The organism is Actinomycetospora succinea, from assembly GCF_004363095.1.
Taxonomy (GTDB): Bacteria; Actinomycetota; Actinomycetes; order Mycobacteriales; family Pseudonocardiaceae; genus Actinomycetospora; species Actinomycetospora succinea.
On sequence record NZ_SNYO01000002.1, the window covers coordinates 326,813 to 344,956 of the forward strand.

Genomic DNA, 18,144 nt, shown 5'->3' on the forward strand with positions numbered 1-18,144 from the left:
CCTGTCCCTAGCCGCCCGATCCGGCGGTCTCCGGTTCCATCTCGACCCCGTCGTCGTAGACCAGGTCGGCCACCGCGATGAGGGCCCCGCTGTCGATCTGCAGCTCGGAGTGCCCGCCGCACCCGTACTCGGCGTGCACCACGTGCCCGTCGGCGGGGACGTTGCCGTTGCCGCACACGCCGAACGCGGCGCGCAGCGACCCGGCGACCGGGAGGTAGAACCCGCAGGTCCCGCAGTGGGCGGACGCCGCGCGGGCCATGTCGGCGCCGGGGCCGAAGTCGCCGTCGGACCACCGCACGGCCGCGTCGAGGCGGCCCTCGCGGCTCATGACCCGCGGGCGGCCCATGCCGAGCTCGTCGCCGACCTCGCGGACGCCCGGGCCGGGCTCGTCGTCGTCCTCGGTCTCGGGGTCGACGGACGCGGAGGCGGGGACGAGGCGCTCGTCGTCGTCCTCGACCGGCAGCAGGTCGCCCGGGCCGAGGTCCTCGGCGCGCAGCCGCTCGGTCCACGGCACCCAGGTCGGGGCCACGACCGACTCCGGGCCGGGCAGCAGCACGACCTCGCTGACCCCGACGTCGCTCGCGGGGCCCGCGACGGTCACCGCCCAGTACCAGCCGCGGTAGCCGGGCTTGTCGGCCGCGAAGTAGTGGGTCGCGGCGTCGGGCACGTCCTCGGCGCGCACGGCGACCGACGCACCGACCTGGGCGGCGTCACCGTCGGCGGTCTCCACGGCCGCGGCGCGCGCGAGGTCGGCCGCCGCGGCGAGGTGCGCAGCGACGGTCCGCCCTGCGTCGGACGAGGTGTCGGACGGGGCGTCGGGTGTCGGGTCGGCGAGCTCGGGGACCACACGACGATTGTGCCCGTCCGTCGCGGGCGCGCGAGAGGTGGGCGCCCACCACACGCGGTCGAGCGTCGGTCACTCCTCGGTCATCATGGACGCGTGACCGGACCGTCCCCCCATCCGTACGGTCCGCGGCCCCGACGCCGGCCCGAACGGCTGCCGCCCACGGCCCGGTCGACGCGGCCGTTCCCGGAGGACGCCGGGCCCGCCGAGGATGACACGCAGTACTCCACCCGCTACGACCCGCGGGCCGAGACGCAGTACGAGGGCCGGGCGTACCGGCCCGACGAGGACGACGTCGCCGATCGCGACGGCCCCCGGAAGATCACCGTCACGCGGGTCGCGGCCTGGCGGGCCCGGCGCCTGACCCAGCAGGGCGCGCGGGCGTTCCACCGCGCGGCGTCGGCCGACGGCGCCGACCGGTCGGGGCTCACGGCGCTCACCTACGCCTGGATGGCCAACTACGCCTCCGACGCGACGCTGGCCGTCGCGCTGGCCAACACCCTGTTCTTCTCCGCGGCGAGCGCCGAGAGCAAGACCAAGGTGGCGCTCTACCTGCTCATCACCGTGGCGCCGTTCGCGCTCGTCGCGCCCGTGATCGGCCCGGCGCTCGACCGGCTGCAGCAGGGCCGCCGCGTCGCCATGGCGGTGTCCACGGCCGGGCAGGGCGCGCTGGCCGTCGTGCTCGCGCTGTGGATGGACACCTGGGCGCTCTACCCCGCCGCGCTCGGGATCATGGTGCTGTCGAAGTCGTTCGGCGTGCTCAAGGCGGCGGTGACGCCCCGGGTGCTGCCGCCGGGCATCACGCTCGTGACGACGAACTCCCGGCTCACCGTGTTCGGGCTCGTCGCGTCCGGGGTGGCGGGCGGGATCGCGGCCGGCGTCGCGTGGCTGTTCGGCTCGCCCGGCGCCGCCTGGCTGACCGCGGCGATCTGCGTCGCGGGCGTGTGGCTGTGCCTGCGCATCCCGTCGTGGGTCGAGGTCACCGAGGGCGAGGAGCCGACGAGGATCCTGCCGGTGCACGACGCCTCCGGGCAGCGCCGTCGCACCCCGCTGAGTCGCGACGTCGTCACCGCGCTGTGGGCCAACGGGACGATCCGCAGCCTCACCGGCTTCCTCATGCTGTTCTCGGCGTTCGTCGTCAAGAACGAGACCCCGGGCGCGCCGGGCGACCAGCTCGTGCTGCTCGGGGTCGTCGGCGCCGCGGCCGGGGCGGGCGGGTTCGTCGGCAACTTCATCGGCGCCCGGCAGCGTTTCCGGCGACCGCGCGTGCTGATGATCGTCTGCCTCGTCCTGGCCCTCGCCGGGGTCGTCCTCGCCGCGACGCTGACCGGCCTGCCGACCGCCGCCGTGGCCGCCCTGATCGCCGCGACGACGAGCGCGCTGCTCAAGGTCTGCCTCGACGCGATGGTGCAGCGCGACCTCCCCGAGGCCAACCGCGCGTCGGCGTTCGGGCGCTCGGAGACGATCCTGCAGCTGTCGTGGGTGTTCGGCGGGGCGCTGGGCGTGCTGCTCCCGCCGACGTGGTGGATCGGGTTCACCGTCATCGGCGTCGTGATGGCGATCGGTACGGTGCAGACCGTGCTGATCACGCGGGGGTCGTCGATGATTCCGAGGATCCGCCGGTGAGGTCGCTCTCCCGCCGGACCGTCGTCGTCGGCGCCGTGCTCCTCGTCGTCGTCGTGGCCGTGGTCGTCGTGCTGGTCGTGCGCGCCACCGCCGGCCCGTCCTCCCCCGGCGACGTCACGTTCGCCGCCGGCGGGGCGAGCGCGACGGTCGGCGCGAGCCAGTTCTGCGACGTCCAGGTCACCGACTGCGGGGACGACCCGGAGGCGAACGCCGTCCTGCGCGTCCCGCCGAACACGCCGCTGGCCGTGACCGTGCCCGAGGAGGTCGCCGCCACCCCGTGGCAGCTCGCCTTCACCTTCCGCGACCCGGCCGGCGCCATCCAGCAGGGCCGAAGCCCCGTCTTCGCGCCGGGCACGACGCCGACCTTCACGCTCGTCCTGCCCGTCGCGACCGACCAGCTCGAGAGCGCCGAGGTCCAGCAGTACGGCGCGCGGATCAGTCAGGGTCCGAACGGCCTGGAGTTCGCCACCCGCTCCACCTGGGTGCTCAGCGTCGACGACCGTTGACACGCCGGGCGGCCGCCCGGTCCAGTGACATCCCATCGAGTGGCGTCCGATGCTTTCACCCGTTCGGCTCTGGGTAGGTGTATCCGCGAGGGCCACGGTGCTCGACGGCACGGGCCACTCTCGGGGGGAGTTCACGATGGGGACGACGCGCGCTCGATCTCGACCGGCACGGTGGCTCGCCGCGCTCGGGGTGCTGGTCGCCACGGTGCTGGCGTTCTCGACCGTCGTGGCGGCCCCGCAGGCGGAGGCCGCGACCGTGCTCGGGCAGTTCCGCAACGCCGCGGGCCGGTGCCTGGAGAACCTCAACAACGCGACCACGGCGAACAACAAGATCCAGATCGCCGCGTGCGGCGCCGCGACCAACCAGGCCCAGCAGTTCAGCCGGTGGGCGAACGACGAGGCGATCAAGACCCCGGCGAACCGGTGCCTCGGCACGCTGAACAACGGCACGGCGGCGGGCACCTCGGTCGTGCTCCAGACCTGCGCGCCCACCAACAACAGCCAGCACTGGGTGGTGCGCACCGACGGGCTGATCGTCAACCGGCAGGCCGTGCGCTGCCTCGCCCCGCTGAACAACAGCACCACCGCCGGCACCCGCATGGTGCTCGCGACCTGCACCACGGCGACCGCGATGCGCTGGACCGTGCCGGCGGCCTCGACCCCGACCGTGCCACCGACCACGACCACGCGGCCCACCACGACGACGACGGTCCCGCCGACGACCACCACGACGACCCCGCCGCCGGCGCGCGACCCGCTGCGCCAGCCGTTCGCGTCGAGCTCGATCTGGAACATGCCGATCGGCAGCGGCGCCACCTACGTCCCCGCGAACCTGCCCGCCCTGCCCGGCGGCAGCACCGGCGCCCGCGTCCCGCAGGTCGACGACGAGCCCCTCGTGCTGACGCCGACCGCGCCGCTGACCCCGATCCTCGCGAGCCCGGGCGGCTGGGGCGGCAACCGGTGCGTCACCGACCCGGCGACGACGCTCGCGACGGTCCCGATCCCGGCGAACTACGTCCTGCCCAGCGACAACAAGAACCAGAGCGCCGCGTTCCTCGCCGCCGACGGGCGCACCGTCGTGCAGACCCAGCCCCTGGCGCGCTGCGCCGCGGGCGGGCCGGCGACGAGCTACGTGCGCTACCCGGACCAGGACATCTACGGCCCCGGCATCCAGGGCTCCCACGGCGGCTCGGGCATGAGCGCGCTCGGCGGCTCGATCCGCATCGGCGAGCTGCGTCCCGGCAGTCAGGGCCCGCGGCACGCCCTGAAGATCAACCTGTACGCCCGCGGCGAGCTCGGCCAGTGCGCCTCGCGCCCGGAGTGCTTCCGGTGGCCCGCGGTGAAGTCCGACAGCTACGCGGTCGGCTGGTACGGCTCGGTCGGCAACAACACCAACACCGCCATGCGCATGGGCTCGCTGCTCGCCATCCCGCCGTCGGTGAACATCGGCTCGCTCGGCCTGACCACCGAGCCCGGACGGCAGATCGCCTGGACGCTGCAGAACTACGGCGCCTACGTCGTCGACGACACCTACGGCCCGTCGTTCGCGTTCAACGCCGAGAACGGGCCCGCGGGCAACATGCGCACGCAGTTCCGCGCCGACTACGGCCAGGACTTCGAGGTCTACGCGAGCTCGCCGAACGCCTGGAGCCGCGACGTGCAGAAGCTCCGCCAGGTGCTGCAGGTCGTGGACAACAACGGGCCGAGCAGCGTCGGCGGCGGGGGCACGCCGCGCCAGCCGCTGCTGCCCGAGCTCGTCGAGCCGCTCGTGTCGATCCCGCCGACGCTGCCCACGCCGCCGGCGACCACGCAGACCAGCGCGCCGGTGCCGGCGACCTCGAGCCCGGCGATCCCGGATGGGCCGTAGGCCCACGTGAGTGATATGGGTCGTCATGACGACCCATATCCCTCACGTGGCGTCAGCCCTCGAGCTCCCGGGCCACGGCGCGGACGACCTCGGCGAGCTGCTTGGTGTGGCGCCGGTCGGGGTAGCGCCCGCGCCGCAGTTCCGGCTGGACGCGGGCCTCCAGGATCTTGATCATGTCGTCGATGAGGCCGTGGAGCTCGTCGGGTGAGCGGCGGGCGGCCTCGGCGACCGAGGGCGCGGGGTCGACCAGGCGGACCTGGAGCGCCTGCGGCCCGCGCCGGCCCTCGGCGATCCCGAACTCCACGCGCTGACCGGACTTCAGCGTCTCCACCTCGCGGGGGAGCGCGCCCTTCGGCACGTAGACGTCGGCCCCGCCCTCCTGCGACAGGAAGCCGAAGCCCTTCTCGGCGTCGTACCACTTGACCTTGCCGGTCGGCACCGTCGTCTCCCGACTCTCCGCTGGACACCACGACAAAGCGCCCCGGCGACCGGCCGGAGCGCAGACGCCCAGTTTATCCCCGCGCGGCCACCACGAATCCGCCGAGCGCACGCCGGGTTCTCCTCCTGTGGGGTCAGCCGGCGTGCAGCCCGGCGTAGGTCCCGAGGAAGAGGGCCGCCTGGAGCTCGGCACGGCCGGAGACCCCGAACTTCGCCAGCACCGCCTTCACGTGGTCCTGGACCGTCCACTCCGAGAGCCCCAGCGCGCGGGCGATGCGCCGGTTCGAGCGCCCCAGCGCCAGCTGGCCGAGCACCTCCTGCTCGCGCTGCGAGAGCCCCCGGGCCCGGGCCACCAGGTCGGCCAGGCACCCGGGGCGGATCGGGTCGACGACCACGGCGAGCCGGGCGCCCAGGGCCGTGACGGTGAAGCTCAGCCAGCGCCCCTCGGCGGTCGGCGCGTGGACCGTGCGCGCGCCGGCGGACCGGCGCCGGTCCGCGACGAGCGCGCCCACCACGGGCGGGAGCCGGTCGTCGCCGCCGAGGAGCACCCGCGCCTCGGCGCTGATCTCCTCCACGCGGCCGCCGGGGGCGCACAGGACGAGCCCGGACCCCGCGACGTCGAGCGGGACCAGGGCCGGGTCGTCGTCACCCACGACGCGGCCGGCGATCATGGCCTCGCGCAGGGCGAGGGCCACCGGGCGGCCCACCGCCGCGACGGTCGCGACCTCGTCGTCGGTGAACGTCCCGCCGGCCCGCAGGAGCTCGACGGTGCCCCACGGGGTGCGGCCGTCGTGGAGCACCAGACGCAGGTGGTCGGTGAAGCCGCGGGGCGCGAGCGTCTCGCGGTGCCGGGCGCTGCGGGCGGGCTCGCCGCCGGTGGCCGCCCGCACCGTCCCGACCAGCGACCCCTCGAGGAGGTCGGCGAACCGCAGGACGTCGGGGTCCGGGCCGTACTCGTGGGCGAACACCTCCGCCTCGAGGTCCTCGTCGCGCTCGGCGCCGTGCAGCACGCAGGACGTCGTCATGGCCGTGGCGGGGTCGACCGTCGCCCACACCGCGAGGTCGTGGCTGACGGTCCGCTCGACGACCGCGGCGGCGGCGCGACGCAGCGCCGCGTGACCCGCCACCGGATCGAGCGTCGCCGCCAGCCGCTCGACGAGCATCGTCACGGCGCGTACCCCCCTGGGACTGGGGATGGGCTCCCCCCGCCCAGTATTCCTACTGTCGGCTCATCGACAAGCCCCACTCGCTGACTCGGAGTACACGATGAGCGCTCAGACCCTCGACACCTTCCCCCTCATGGGGGCGGAGGCGACCGTCCTCGCCGACGGCGACACCACCGGCGACGCCTGGGAGGCGCTCCAGCTCGACCTCGCCCCGGGAGCACGATCCCCGAGACACACGCTCGCGGCCGACAAGCTGTTCGCCGTCGTCGCCGGGACGGTGACGATCGAGATCGGGGACGAGACGCGCGAGGTCGACGGCGGGCCGGTGTGGGTGCCGGCCGGCACGCCGCACTGCTACCGGAACACCTCGGACGCGCCCGCCCGCATGCTCGTCGTGGTGACCGGCCGCAGCCAGGTCGAGTTCCTGCGCGGCATGAGCCGGCTGACCGCCGGGGGCCCGCCGGACCCGGCGGCCGTCGCCGAGCACACGGCGGCCCACGGCGTGGCGATCCTGCCCGCCTAGGAGGCGCGTCAGGCCGTGGGGCTGGTCCGGAGGCCGAGGAGCTCGACGGACTCCTCGCGCATCTGGACCTTGCGGACCTTGCCGGTGACGGTCATCGGGAACTCCTCGACGACGTGCACGTAGCGCGGGATCTTGTAGTGGGCGAGCTTGCCCGTCGAGAACTCGCGGATCGCCTCCGGCGTCAGCGGCGTGGTGCCGGCCTTCTGGCGCACCCACGCCATGAGCTCCTCGCCGTAGCGCTCGTCGGGGACCCCGATGACCTGCGCGTCGACGATGTCCGGGTGGGTGTAGAGGAACTCCTCGATCTCGCGCGGGTACACGTTCTCCCCGCCGCGGATGACCATGTCCTTGATCCGGCCGGTGATGTTGATGTAGCCCTCGTCGTCCATCACGCCGAGGTCGCCGGTGTGCATCCAGCGGGCCCGGTCGATGACCTCGGCGGTCTTCTCGGGCTGCTCCCAGTAGCCGAGCATCACCGAGTAGCCCCGCGTGCACAGCTCGCCCGGCTCCCCGCGCGGGACCGTGCGGCCGGTCTCCGGGTCGACGATCTTCGACTCGAGGTGGGGCATCGTGCGGCCCACCGTCGACACCCGGCGGTCCAGCGAGTCGTCGACGCGGGTCTGGGTGGAGACCGGGCTGGTCTCGGTCATGCCGTAGGAGATCGCGACCTCGGACATGCCCATCCGCTCGACGACCTGCTTCATCACCTCGATCGGGCACGGCGAGCCGGCCATGATCCCGGTGCGCAGGCTGCCCAGGTCGTAGGACTCGAAGTTCTCCAGCCCCAGCTCGGCGATGAACATCGTCGGCACCCCGTAGAGCGAGGTGCACCGCTCGGCGGCGACGGCCTCGAGCGTGGCCGTCGGGTCGAACCCGGGCGCCGGGATGACCATCGTCGCCCCGGAGCTGGTGCACGCGAGGTTGCCCATGACCATGCCGAAGCAGTGGTAGAAGGGCACCGGGATGCAGACGCGGTCGACGTCGGAGTAGCCGATGAGCTGCCCGACGAAGAAGCCGTTGTTGAGGATGTTGTGGTGCGACAGGGTCGCGCCCTTCGGGAAACCCGTGGTCCCCGAGGTGTACTGGATGTTGATCGGGTCGTCCGGGGTCAGCGTCGCGGACACCTCGCGCACGCGGGAGACGTCCCCGTCGCGGACGAACAGGTCGTCCCACTCGTCGGAGTCGATGATCACGACCCGCTCGAGCGCCTGCCGCTCGGGCCGGACCTCCTCGATCATCGCGGCGTAGTCCGAGGTCTTGAAGCTACGCGCGGCGACCAGCAGCGAGATCCCCGCCTGGTCGAGCACGAACGCCAGCTCGTGGGTCCGGTACGCCGGGTTGATGTTGACCAGGATCGCGCCGATCTTGGCCGTGGCGTACTGCAGCAGCGTCCACGGCGCGCAGTTCGGCGCCCAGATGCCGACGCGGTCGCCGACCGCGACGCCCAGGTCGAGCAGGCCCAGGGCCAGCGCGTCGACCTCGGCCACGAACCGCGCCCACGTGTAGCGCTCGCCGCGGGCGCGGTCGACCAGGGCCTCGGCGTCCGGGCGCGCACCCGCGGTGCGGTCCAGGTTGTCGCCGATGGTGTCCCCGAGCAGCGGGACGTCCGAGATCCCGGACGTGTAGCTGGGCACGAGGGGCTGGGCTGGCGCCGTCACGGTCGACCTCCGGAGGGACACGTCTGTGGTCGTCGACACGATGTCACGTCGATCGCCCCGTCGTCACCGGACGAACCGCCGGGGCGGCCCCGCGGAACGGCTGGGACCATGTCGACCATGGGTGACGTGGTCGAGGTGGACGGCGCCGGCCTGGGCGCGGACGACGTCGAGAAGGCGACCGACCGGCTCGTCGACGCGCTCGTCGACGCCGACGAGGCCGGCTGGTACGGGCGCCTCGAGGTGATCCGGCCCTGGTCGCAGCACAATCCGCACCTCGACGGCGAGTTCGCCCGCGCGGGCGCGATCCGCCGCTACCTGTGCCGCGAGCTGGCCTCGCTGCTCACGATGGGCGCGCGGATCACGGCGCGCCCGTCGCGGGCCCAGCCGCCGTTCGACGACCCGGCGTTCTTCACCGCCCTCGACGAGGACCGCGTCGACACCCGCTCGAAGAAGCTCTTCCTCTTCTCCCCCGAGCGGATGGCGCTCTCGATCGACCGGATCGGCCACTACACGGGCACGCCCGCGGGCGCGTTCCAGCGCCACGTCCTCTTCACGAACTACGCGATGCACGTCGAGGCGTTCCTGGAGCGGTTCCCGCACGCCGTGCGCCCCGACCGGCCGGGCGCGCAGATGCCCGCGTACCACCACGTCACGGAGGCCGGCGACGGCGTGAGCCTCGTGAACATCGGCGTGGGGCCGGCCAACGCGAAGACCGCGACCGACCACGTCGCGGTGCTGCGGCCGGACACGATGATCATGATCGGGCACTGCGGCGGCCTGCGGAACCACCAGCACAAGGGCGATTTCGTGCTGGCCACGGGCTACCAGCGTGCCGACCACGTCCTCGACGAGGTGCTCCCGCTCGACGTGCCCGTCGTGCCCAACCACCGGCTGAACTCGTTCCTGCTCGACGCGCTGCAGCAGGCCGGCATGACCTACCGCCTCGGCATCGTGCACACCACCGACAACCGCGACTGGGAGTTCAACCAGCAGGCGACGCTGCGGGCCATGCGCCTGAGCCGCAGCGTCGCCGTCGACATGGAGTCGGCCACCATCGCGGCCAACGGGTTCCGCTACCGCGTGCCCCACGCGACCCTGCTGTGCGTCTCGGACAAGCCGCTGCACGGCTCGCCGAAGCTCGCGGCCGGCGCGCAGGAGTTCTACGAAGCCTCCAAGCGCCACCACCTCGACCTCGCCCTGACCGCGATCGCGTCGGTGCGCCGCGAGCACCCCGAGGGCCTGCCCGGCCAGGAGATCCGGGCCGTCGACGAGCCGCTGTTCGGGGGCCCGCCGGATCTCTAGACCCCGAACAGGCGGCCGGCGCGCGCCGCGAACCGGCGCTCGGTGAGCGCGAGGATCCCCCGCAGCGGCGCCGGTGCCTCGGCGACGAGCACCCGGCGCTCGTCGGGGGTCGCGTGCGACACCACCCAGGGCACCACGAACGTCAGGACGCCGAGCCCGAGCGTGCCCCGGAAGCGCTCCTGCAGCCGCGCGTAGTCCTCGACGGTGACCCGCTCGATGATGATCGGGAAGACATCGCGCTCCTCGTCGGCGACGTGGCGCACGAGCAGGTCGGCGACCTCGCCGAGGACCGCGGCGAGCTCCGGGCCCGCCTCCCCGGCGGCGGCGAGCTCGCCGGCCCGGTCGAGCAGGGGATCGAGCCGCTCGTGGTCCTCGGTCAGCGCGCACAGCGCCGTGAGGTCGCCCGCCACCTCCTCGAGCAGCGGCCACACGTCGTCGTCCTCCACGCGGTGGTGGTTGACGATCTCGGCCGTCACCCCCTGCAGGTAGTGGCGCAACAGCCGTAGCCGCCGCCGATCCGGTGTCCGGACCAGCTCCCCGGCGACCTCGGCGAGCCGGGTCAGGTCGCGGGTCATGGCGCGGTGCACGACGCGGTAGTCGAGCAGGTCGGGGGTCGGGTCGCCCGGGCGGCGGGGCGTGGCGGGCGTCGGGCGGGTGGTCGTGGTCATGGTGCTCTCCTCGTGACTGATTCGGATGGAGTGAGACTAACTTCGATTGAGCTACAGTCAAACAAAACTGTCAGGCCGCCGCGAGCGGTCGCGTCGTCGCGGCGCGGTGGCGGGCGACGGGCACGCCGTCGGGACGGGCGAGCAGGGCGCCGTCGGCGCCGAGCCCGAGGGCGCAGGCGGTGCCGGCGTCGAGGGCGTGGACGGTGACCGGGGCGCTCCCCGACCGGCCGGCGGCGAGGGCCCGGGCACCCGCGTCGGCCCGCGGCCCGGAGAGCACGGTCCACCCCTCGCCGAGCAGGTCCAGCGTCGAGCGCCCGTCCGGGAGCACCAGGTGCGGCAGGCGGGCGCCGAGGTCGACGGCGAGCTCCGCGGCGACGTCGCGGCGGCTGCCGTCCGGGTCGGTCGAGCGGGTGACGACGTGCTCGGCGACGGGGCGGCGCTCGGCCTCGTAGGTGTCGAGCAGCTCCGCGTCCGCCCAGCCCCGCAGCACCCAGGCGAGCTTCCAGGCGAGGTCGACGCCGCTCTGGAACGCGGTGTTCATCCCGGTGCCGCCCCGCGGGGTGACGCGGTGCGCGGCGTCGCCGGCGAGGAACACGTCGCCGGCCCGGAAGGTGTCGGCGAGGTGGGCCGCGGCGTGGATCCGGCGCACGCTCCGGACGCGCACGTCGAGGTGCGGCGCGCCGGCGCTGCGCCGCAGCATGTCGGCGACCTCGTCGGGATCGTCGGTGTCCCGGCCGGGCACGTAGATCCACCGGTCGCCCCCGGCGGGGAAGAAGAGCCCGGGCGAGTCCGAGGTCCAGTACAGGCCGAAGCGGACCGGCCCGAGGACCTGCGTCAGCGGCGCCTGCACGACCGCGTGGGTGCCGGACAGCACGCCCTCGTCCTCGCGGACGTCGATCCCCACCGCCCGGCGGACCGCGCTGCGTGCGCCGTCGGCACCGATCACGTAGCGGGCGCGCAGCGCACGCCCGTCGGCGGTGGTCGCGACGACGCCGTCGACCCCCGAGGTCACCGCGTCGATCTCGATCCCGGTCGCGACGCGCACCGTCGGCAGCGTCGCGAGATGGCGGCGCAGCACCGCCTCGAACCGGTCCTGGGCGACCACGGCCGGCGCGGTGGGACTGACCAGGGCCGCCTGCTGGCGCGTCGGGTAGCCGACCGCGACGGCGCGGCCCTCGTCGGCGGTCGCGAGCGAGCCGCACTCCCAGAGCCAGACGTCGGCGTCGGGACCCTCGGCGCGGACCACCTCCTCGAGGCCCCACGCGCGCACGTGCTCCATCACCCGCGTGCTGATCACGGTGGCCCGCGGCCACGTGGACGGGGCCGGGCGTTTCTCGACCACGAGCGTGTCGATCCCGTGCCGGCCGAGCGTGACGGCGGCGGCGAGGCCGGCGGCGCCGGCGCCGACGATCAGGACATCACATTTCCACTGCACAGCTTGTCTCATAGAAGACAGACTGTGTAGCCGAATACAGACTGTCAAGCGAAATCTGCTAGGTTCGGCCTCGTGGCCACCCGGAAGTACGAGCAACGGTTGCGCGCCGTGTCCGCCGAACAGACGCGTCGGGACGTGCTCACCTCGCTGGAGGAGCGCCTGAAGGAGAAGCCGGGGGCCACTGTCGGCCTCGAGGACGTGGCCCGGCGGGCCGGGGTCTCGCGGTCGACGGTCTATCTCGTCTTCGGGTCACGGGCCGGGCTGTTCGACGCGCTGGCCGACGACCTGTGGCAGCGCTCCGGGCTCCCCCACCTGACCGAGGCCGTCGCGCACCCGGACGCCCGCGAGCACCTGCGCGGCGGGCTGCGCGCCGGCACGAGGATCTACGCGGCGATGCGCGACGTCGCCGCGGTGCTGTTCGCGATGTCCGCGCTCGACCCGGACTCGGTCGGCGGGGCGATCCTGCGCATCGAGGACCACCGCTGGGGCGGGATGCTCCACCTCGCCCACCGCCTCGCCGAGCAGGGCGTGCTGCGCGACGACGTCACCGAGGCCGACGCCGCCGACACCCTCTGGGTGATCGCGGGCTTCGAGAGCTTCGACGCGCTCTACACCGGCCGCGGGCTCCCTGCCGAGGAGGTCGCCGACCGCCTGGTGCTCACGGCCGAACGGAGCCTGTGCTCACCGACCGACCGCTAGCGGCGGCGCGGGTGCACGGCCACCTCGGTCGCCTTGACGGCGAACCAGAGGTCGTCGCCCGGCTCGGCGCCCAGCTCCGCGAGCGCGGCCGGGGTGACGTCGGCGGCGAGGCCGTCGACCCACGGCGGGCCGCCCGGTGCCGCCGCGGCGCGCAGGCGCACCACCTCGCCCTGCGGTTCCAGGGCGGCGAGCCGGGCCGGGAGCACGTTGCGGGGGCTGCCCTCGGGAGGCTTGCGGTGCACGGCGACGGCGCTCGGCGGGAACACCGCGACCGCGGGCTCGCCGGGCGCGACCTGCTCCGACGCGAGGCCGAACACCGTGGTGCCGTCGGGCGTCGTCAGGCCGGCGTCCGAGGCCGTGCCGGCGACGAGGTCGAGGCCGGCGATGCGGGCGGCGAACGCCGAGCGCGGGCGGGCGAGCACCTCGGCGGTCGGCCCCTGCTCGACGACGCCGCCCTCGGTGAGCACGACGAGACGGTCGGCGAGCACCACCGCGTCGACGACGTCGTGGGTGACGAGCAGGGTCGTCTGGCCGGTGTCGCGCACGAGGCGGCGCAGCACCGAGCGCACGGCGGGCGCGGCGTCGACGTCGAGCGCGGCGAAGGGCTCGTCGAGCAGCAGCAGCTCGGGCTCGACGGCCAGGGCGCGGGCGATCGCGACGCGCTGGGCCTGCCCGCCGGAGAGCGCGGCGGGCCTCCGGTCGGCGAGGTCGCCGACGCCGACGTCCACGAGCCGCTCGCGGGCGGCCGCGAGGGACTCGCGCCGGCTGCGGCCCGCGCAGCGCGGGCCGAACGCGACGTTGTCGCGGGCAGTGAGGTGCGGGAAGAGCAGCGCCTGCTGACTGAGCAGGCCCACCCGGCGCTGGTGGGCGGGGACACCGACGCCGGCCGCGGTGTCGGTGAGCACCCGCCCGCCGAGCGTGATCCGGGCGTCCTCGGGCGTGTAGAGCCCGGCGAGGGTGCCGAGCAGCGTCGACTTCCCCGAGCCGTTCGGCCCGAGCACGGCGACGACCTCGCCGGGCGCGACCTCGAACGACACGTCGAGCGTGAACCCGCCCCGGCGCGTCGTCACCCGCGCCTGCAGGCCGCCGGATTCCGGGCCCTGTTCCGAGCGAGGGGCACCATCGCTCGATACAGCCGGCGCCGGGCGCCCCTCGCCAGCACCGCCGGAACGCTCGAACGCGCGCGGGCGGCGGCGGATCGGCGGACTCACCGGACGCCCGATGCGTCGCGGGTGCGGGTCGCGACGATCACGAGGACCGCGACGACGACGAGCACGAGGGACATGGCCACCGCGCCGTCGAGGTCGTTCTGCGACTGGATGTAGATCAGCAACGGCAGGGTCTGGGTGGTGCCCTGCAGGTTGCCGGCGAAGGCGATCGTCGCCCCGAACTCGCCGAGCGCCCGCGCGAACGCGAGCACCGAGCCCGAGATGAGCCCGGGCAGCACCACGGGGATCGTCACCCGACGCAGCGCGGTCAGCGGCGAGGCGCCGAGGGTCGCCGCGACGATCTCGTAGCGCTCGCCCGCGGTGCGCAGCGCGCCCTCGAGGCTCACGACGAGGAAGGGCATCGCGACGAACGTCTGCGCGATGATCACCGCGGGGGTCGAGAACGGGATCGTGATCCCGAACCAGTCGTTCGCCAGCTGCCCGATCGGCCCGGTCCGCCCGAGCAGGAACAGCAGCGTCAGACCGCCGACCACCGGCGGCAGGACCAGCGGCAGCAGCACGATCGAGCGCAGCACCGGCAGGCCCGGCAGGTTCGACCGCGCGAGCACGAGGGCCAGCGGCGTCCCCAGCAGGAGGCACAGCGCCGTGGAGATCAGGCCGGTCTGCAGGGAGAGCAGCAGCGCGTCGAGCGCCGCGTCGGTGGTGATCAGCGCGCCGAAGTCCGGCCAGTCCGTGCGGACGACCAGCCCGGCCACGGGCACCGCGATGAGGCCGAAGCCCACGATCGCGGGAACCCACACCGGCCAGGGGAGGGCGAGGGTGACCGCACCACCCCTGGCCGGTCGGGCGCGTGTCACTTCAGCGCGAAGCCGGCCTGCTGCAGGGCGGCGTCGCCCTGGGGACCGGTGACGAACTGGATCCAGCCGTTGGCGAGGTCGGCGTTCTGGCTGCCGGTCACCGCGCCGATCAGGTAGTTCTGGCCCGCGCCCTGGGCGGACGCCTGCGGGAAGTCGACGCCCTGGACCTGCCCGTTCGACGCCTTGACGTCGGTGAGGTAGACGAGCCCGGCGTCGACGTTGCGGGTGGTGACGCGCTGGAGCACCGAGCGGACGTCCTGCTCCTCGCTGACCGGGTCGAGCGTGACCCCGGCGGCGCGCTCGGCGGCCTCGGTGGCCGCGCCGCACGGCACGGCGGGCGCGCAGATCGACTCCGTGACCTGCGGGCCGACCAGCGACGTCAGGTCGACGACGCCCTTCGGGTTCCCGGGCTGGACCGCGATCTGGAGCTTGTTGGTCGCGTACGTGACCGGCTCGCCCTGGATGCGGCCGGCCTGCTGCGCGGTCTGCATCGTCCGCGTGCTCGCGGTGGCCAGGACGTCGGCGGGCACGCCCTGCACGACCTGCTGGGCGAGCGTGTCCGAGCCGCCGAAGTTGAAGCGCACGGTCGTGCCCGGGTTGGCCTGCTCGAACTGCGGCTTGAGCTGGTTGTAGACGTCGGTCAGCGACGCGGCCGCCGAGACGGTGAGGGTGCGGGTGGGCGGCGCCTGTTGTTCCCCACCGGAAGAGCCGCCGCACGCGGCGACACCGAGGGTGAGGGCGGCGGCGGCCGCCGCCATGACGAGTCTGCGGGCGCTGCTCACGCCATGCCTCCGGGGGTCTCGACGATGATGTGCGACGCCTTCACGACCGAGACCGCCAGCGACCCGACCTCGAGCCCGAGCTCCTCGACGGCCTCGGTGCTCATGAGCGAGACGACGCGGTGGGGCCCGCACTGCATCTCGACCTGGGACATGACCTTGTCGCTCTTGATCTCGGTGACGAGGCCGACGAAGCGGTTCCGTGCGGACCGGCCCACCCCGGACGGGTCGGGGGTGGCGTGGGCCTGGGCCCGGGCGAACGAGGCGAGGTCCGATCCGGCGATGACCTTGCGGCCGCTGGCGTCGGAGCTCACCGGCAGCGAGCCGCTGTCGGTCCAGCGGCGCACCGTGTCGTCGCTCACGCCGAGCAGCCGGGCGGCCTCGGCGATCCGGAAGTGCGTCACGGCGCGCAGTGTAGGGCCGTGAACGCGCCTGTACAGCGCCGAGCGACCCGCATCTCCGAGACGGCGTCGATCGCCGGGGGCGTCCGGAGCCGCGCTCGCGCGGTCGGGGCACGCGGTGGGAAGGTGCAGAGGTGGACTTCGCACCCAGTGCCGCGGCGCAGGACTACACCGACCGGATGCGGGCCTTCCTCGACGAGGCCGTGCTGCCCGCCGAGAAGGCCTACGACGCGTGGCGCGAGGAGCGGCGCGGGACGCCGGCCGAGCACGACCTGCCGCCGGTGGTGGAGGACCTCAAGGCCCAGGCCCGCGAGCGCGGGCTGTGGAACCTCTTCCTGCCCGACGTCTCGGGCCTGTCGAACCTCGAGTACGCGCCGGTCGCGGAGGTCTCGGGCTGGTCTCCGGTGATCGCCCCGGAGGCGATCAACTGCCAGGCGCCCGACACCGGGAACATGGAGACGCTGCACCTGTTCGGCACCACCGAGCAGAAGCAGCAGTGGCTGGAGCCCCTGCTCAGCGGCGAGATCCGCTCGGCGTTCGCCATGACCGAGCCCGCCGTCGCGTCCTCGGACGCCACCAACATCACGACCTCGATCCGCCCTGACGGCGACGAGTACGTGATCACCGGCAAGAAGTGGTGGATCTCCGGCGCCTCCGACCCGCGCTGCCAGATCTTCATCGTCATGGGCAAGACCGACCCGGACGCCCCGACGCACCGCCAGCAGTCGATGGTGCTCGTGCCCCGCGACACCCCGGGCCTGACGATCACCCGCCCGCTGCCGGTCTTCGGCTACCAGGACCAGCACGGGCATTGCGAGCTCGAGCTCAACGAGGTCCGCGTGCCGGTCTCGAACCTGCTCGGCGAGGAGGGCGGCGGCTTCGCGATCGCCCAGGCGCGCCTCGGCCCCGGCCGCATCCACCACTGCATGCGCCTCATCGGGATGGCCGAGCGCGCGGTCGACGCGATGGTGCGCCGGGCCAACGAGCGCGTCGCCTTCGGCAAGACCCTCGGCGAGCAGGGCGTCGTGCGCGAGCAGATCGCCGAGAGCCGCATCGAGATCGAGCAGGCCCGCCTGCTCGTGCTCAAGACGGCCTGGCTGATCGACAACGTCGGCTCGCGCGGCGCGGCCACCGAGATCGCGGCGATCAAGGTCATCTGCCCGCGGATGGCCTGCAACGTCATCGACCGCGCGATCCAGATCCACGGCGGCGGCGGGGTCTCCGACGACTTCCCGCTCGCCTACGCCTACGCCTGGGCCCGCGCGCTTCGCCTGGCCGACGGCCCGGACGAGGTGCACCTGCGCTCCGTGGCGCGCCAGGAGCTCAAGGCGCACGGATAGTCCGTACGTGCGTGATCTTCTGAGCTATGGCTCAGAAGATCACGCACGAAGGGGTCAGGCGCCGGCGCGGCGGGACGGCGCGGGCACGAACAGGCCCAGGCGCCAGGCGTGGCTGACGGCCTGCGCGCGGTCGCTCGCGCCGAGCTTGCGGAACAGGTGCCCGGTGTGGGACTTGACCGTGTGGTCGGAGAGGTAGAGCCGCCGGCCGATGTCGGCGTTGGTCAGCCCGCGGCTGACGCCGATGAGCACCTGGATCTCTCGCACCGAGAGCTCGAGACGCTTCTGGGCGGCGAGGTCGACGACGACGTCGTGCAGCCCGTCCTCGGGGGTCGAGAAGGTCTCGACGGACCCGCGCGCCGACGGCACCGCCGGTCGGGGCACCAGGTCCTCGCCCGCCGCCGTGGTGGCGAGGCTGCGGACCAGCGTGCGGATCATCGCGCGCGGCGCCTCCCAGCGCAGGAAGCCCGCGGCGCCCTCGGCGAGCGCCTGCTGGGCGGGGGCGTGCGCCTCGCCCGAGCCGGCGACGAGCACCGCCGTTCCGGGCGCGTCGGCGAGCACGCGGCGCACGACGTCCAGCCCGGTCGGCTCGGACTCGGCGAGACCGAGCACCGCGATCGCCCGGGGCGTCCCGGCCAGCAGGTCGAGCAGGTCGTCCGCGTCGCGCGCGACCGCGACCGGACCGGCGACCGTCTCGACGAGCATCTGCAGACGCCGCCGAGCCTGTGGCCGCCCGTCGTGGACGACGCACGTCTCTCCTGAGCCCCCGCTCTCGCGCACCCCGATAGACGTACCTCATCAGGGTGATGCTCGACGTGGCGACGCGCGGGTGGCGATCATCGTAATGACAGTCATGTAAGTCGCCTGCC

Annotated in this window: 18 protein-coding genes; 7 read left to right on the top strand and 11 right to left on the bottom strand. The window is 73.9% G+C overall.

The features are described 5' to 3' along the window. Positions 1-7 precede the first annotated feature (7 nt). Positions 8-847 carry a DUF3027 domain-containing protein gene (locus EV188_RS07925; protein WP_133825711.1) on the bottom strand — a complete coding sequence of 280 codons (840 nt, stop codon included), beginning with the start codon at positions 845-847 and terminating at the stop codon, positions 8-10. 93 nt (positions 848-940) lie between these two features. Between EV188_RS07925 and EV188_RS07930 the strand changes: the two genes are divergently transcribed. The 3 genes from EV188_RS07930 (at position 941) to EV188_RS07940 (ending at position 4,843) form a co-directional block, all read left to right on the top strand. Further along, entirely contained in the window at positions 941-2,470 is a 1,530-nt protein-coding gene (locus EV188_RS07930; protein ID WP_166659749.1) for an MFS transporter, read from the top strand. Further along, positions 2,467-2,976, top strand: coding sequence for a DUF2771 family protein (locus EV188_RS07935; RefSeq protein ID WP_133825712.1), 510 nt, complete (start codon positions 2,467-2,469; stop codon positions 2,974-2,976). Before EV188_RS07930 ends, EV188_RS07935 begins: the two co-directional genes overlap by 4 nt. Before the next feature lie 136 nt (positions 2,977-3,112). Continuing rightward, the gene (locus EV188_RS07940; RefSeq protein WP_166659779.1) at positions 3,113-4,843 is read left to right on the top strand and encodes an RICIN domain-containing protein; all 1,731 of its coding nucleotides are present in this window, start codon (positions 3,113-3,115) and stop codon (positions 4,841-4,843) included. A 52-nt stretch (positions 4,844-4,895) separates the two neighbouring features. Here the strand turns inward: EV188_RS07940 and EV188_RS32925 are convergent, their stop codons facing one another. Both EV188_RS32925 and EV188_RS07950 read right to left on the bottom strand, forming a co-directional pair. After that, a complete protein-coding gene (locus EV188_RS32925; RefSeq protein WP_133825714.1) occupies positions 4,896-5,282 on the bottom strand; it encodes a cold-shock protein in 387 nt (128 codons plus the stop codon). 133 nt (positions 5,283-5,415) lie between these two features. Then, complete coding sequence (locus tag EV188_RS07950; protein ID WP_243741610.1) at positions 5,416-6,444, bottom strand: helix-turn-helix transcriptional regulator; 1,029 nt, start codon at positions 6,442-6,444, stop codon at positions 5,416-5,418. Positions 6,445-6,547: 103 nt separating this feature from the next. Here EV188_RS07950 and EV188_RS07955 point away from each other — a divergent pair, with 103 nt between their 5' ends. Then, entirely contained in the window at positions 6,548-6,970 is a 423-nt protein-coding gene (locus EV188_RS07955; RefSeq protein WP_166659780.1) for a cupin domain-containing protein, read from the top strand. A gap of 8 nt (positions 6,971-6,978) precedes the next feature. Here EV188_RS07955 and EV188_RS07960 read toward each other — a convergent pair whose 3' ends face one another. Beyond that, positions 6,979-8,628: an AMP-binding protein gene (locus EV188_RS07960; protein ID WP_133825717.1), complete on the bottom strand. Its 1,650-nt coding sequence runs from the start codon at positions 8,626-8,628 to the stop codon at positions 6,979-6,981. Positions 8,629-8,745: 117 nt separating this feature from the next. On the opposite strand from EV188_RS07960, the gene EV188_RS07965 reads away from it, so the two are divergent. Then, positions 8,746-9,930: a phosphorylase family protein gene (locus tag EV188_RS07965; protein ID WP_133825718.1), complete on the top strand. Its 1,185-nt coding sequence runs from the start codon at positions 8,746-8,748 to the stop codon at positions 9,928-9,930. Here the strand turns inward: EV188_RS07965 and EV188_RS07970 are convergent. Together EV188_RS07970 and EV188_RS07975 are read right to left on the bottom strand one after the other, a co-directional pair. After that, positions 9,927-10,598, bottom strand: coding sequence for a hemerythrin domain-containing protein (locus EV188_RS07970; RefSeq protein ID WP_133825719.1), 672 nt, complete (start codon positions 10,596-10,598; stop codon positions 9,927-9,929). The genes EV188_RS07965 and EV188_RS07970 overlap by 4 nt on opposite strands. A 70-nt stretch (positions 10,599-10,668) precedes the next feature. Beyond that, positions 10,669-12,045, bottom strand: coding sequence for an FAD-dependent monooxygenase (locus EV188_RS07975; protein WP_133825720.1), 1,377 nt, complete (start codon positions 12,043-12,045; stop codon positions 10,669-10,671). 60 nt (positions 12,046-12,105) lie between these two features. On the opposite strand from EV188_RS07975, the gene EV188_RS07980 reads away from it, so the two are divergent. Continuing rightward, on the top strand, positions 12,106-12,732 hold the full coding sequence (locus EV188_RS07980; RefSeq protein WP_133825721.1) for a TetR/AcrR family transcriptional regulator: 627 nt from the start codon (positions 12,106-12,108) through the stop codon (positions 12,730-12,732). On the opposite strand, the gene EV188_RS07985 is transcribed toward EV188_RS07980, so the two are convergent. From EV188_RS07985 to EV188_RS08000, 4 genes are all read right to left on the bottom strand, one after another. Next, the gene (locus tag EV188_RS07985; RefSeq protein ID WP_243741550.1) at positions 12,729-13,802 is read right to left on the bottom strand and encodes a sulfate/molybdate ABC transporter ATP-binding protein; all 1,074 of its coding nucleotides are present in this window, start codon (positions 13,800-13,802) and stop codon (positions 12,729-12,731) included. The genes EV188_RS07980 and EV188_RS07985 overlap by 4 nt on opposite strands. Before the next feature lie 137 nt (positions 13,803-13,939). Then, entirely contained in the window at positions 13,940-14,683 is a 744-nt protein-coding gene (locus EV188_RS07990; protein ID WP_243741551.1) for an ABC transporter permease, read from the bottom strand. Between the two features lie 71 nt (positions 14,684-14,754). Then, the gene (gene modA / locus EV188_RS07995) at positions 14,755-15,540 is read right to left on the bottom strand and encodes a molybdate ABC transporter substrate-binding protein (protein WP_243741552.1); all 786 of its coding nucleotides are present in this window, start codon (positions 15,538-15,540) and stop codon (positions 14,755-14,757) included. Next, positions 15,537-15,941 (bottom strand): TOBE domain-containing protein, encoded by a 405-nt coding sequence (locus EV188_RS08000; protein WP_133825723.1) that lies wholly within the window; start codon positions 15,939-15,941, stop codon positions 15,537-15,539. Before EV188_RS08000 ends, modA begins: the two co-directional genes overlap by 4 nt. A gap of 131 nt (positions 15,942-16,072) precedes the next feature. Here EV188_RS08000 and EV188_RS08005 point away from each other — a divergent pair, with 131 nt between their 5' ends. Then, positions 16,073-17,278 carry an acyl-CoA dehydrogenase family protein gene (locus EV188_RS08005; RefSeq protein ID WP_133825724.1) on the top strand — a complete coding sequence of 402 codons (1,206 nt, stop codon included), beginning with the start codon at positions 16,073-16,075 and terminating at the stop codon, positions 17,276-17,278. A gap of 54 nt (positions 17,279-17,332) precedes the next feature. On the opposite strand, the gene EV188_RS08010 is transcribed toward EV188_RS08005, so the two are convergent. Next, positions 17,333-17,980 (bottom strand): response regulator transcription factor, encoded by a 648-nt coding sequence (locus EV188_RS08010; protein WP_133825725.1) that lies wholly within the window; start codon positions 17,978-17,980, stop codon positions 17,333-17,335. Positions 17,981-18,144 lie beyond the last annotated feature (164 nt).

Excerpts from the sequence above, each read along its gene's own strand:
- EV188_RS07965 (WP_133825718.1), top strand. The coding sequence starts at position 8,746 with ATGGGTGACGTGGTCGAGGTGGACGGCGCCGGCCTGGGCGCGGACGAC.
- EV188_RS07970 (WP_133825719.1), bottom strand. The coding sequence starts at position 10,598 with ATGACCACGACCACCCGCCCGACGCCCGCCACGCCCCGCCGCCCGGGC.
- EV188_RS07975 (WP_133825720.1), bottom strand. The coding sequence starts at position 12,045 with ATGAGACAAGCTGTGCAGTGGAAATGTGATGTCCTGATCGTCGGCGCC.
- EV188_RS07950 (WP_243741610.1), bottom strand. The coding sequence starts at position 6,444 with ATGCTCGTCGAGCGGCTGGCGGCGACGCTCGATCCGGTGGCGGGTCAC.
- EV188_RS07955 (WP_166659780.1), top strand. The coding sequence starts at position 6,548 with ATGAGCGCTCAGACCCTCGACACCTTCCCCCTCATGGGGGCGGAGGCG.
- EV188_RS07940 (WP_166659779.1), top strand. The coding sequence starts at position 3,113 with ATGGGGACGACGCGCGCTCGATCTCGACCGGCACGGTGGCTCGCCGCG.
- EV188_RS08010 (WP_133825725.1), bottom strand. The coding sequence starts at position 17,980 with ATGCTCGTCGAGACGGTCGCCGGTCCGGTCGCGGTCGCGCGCGACGCG.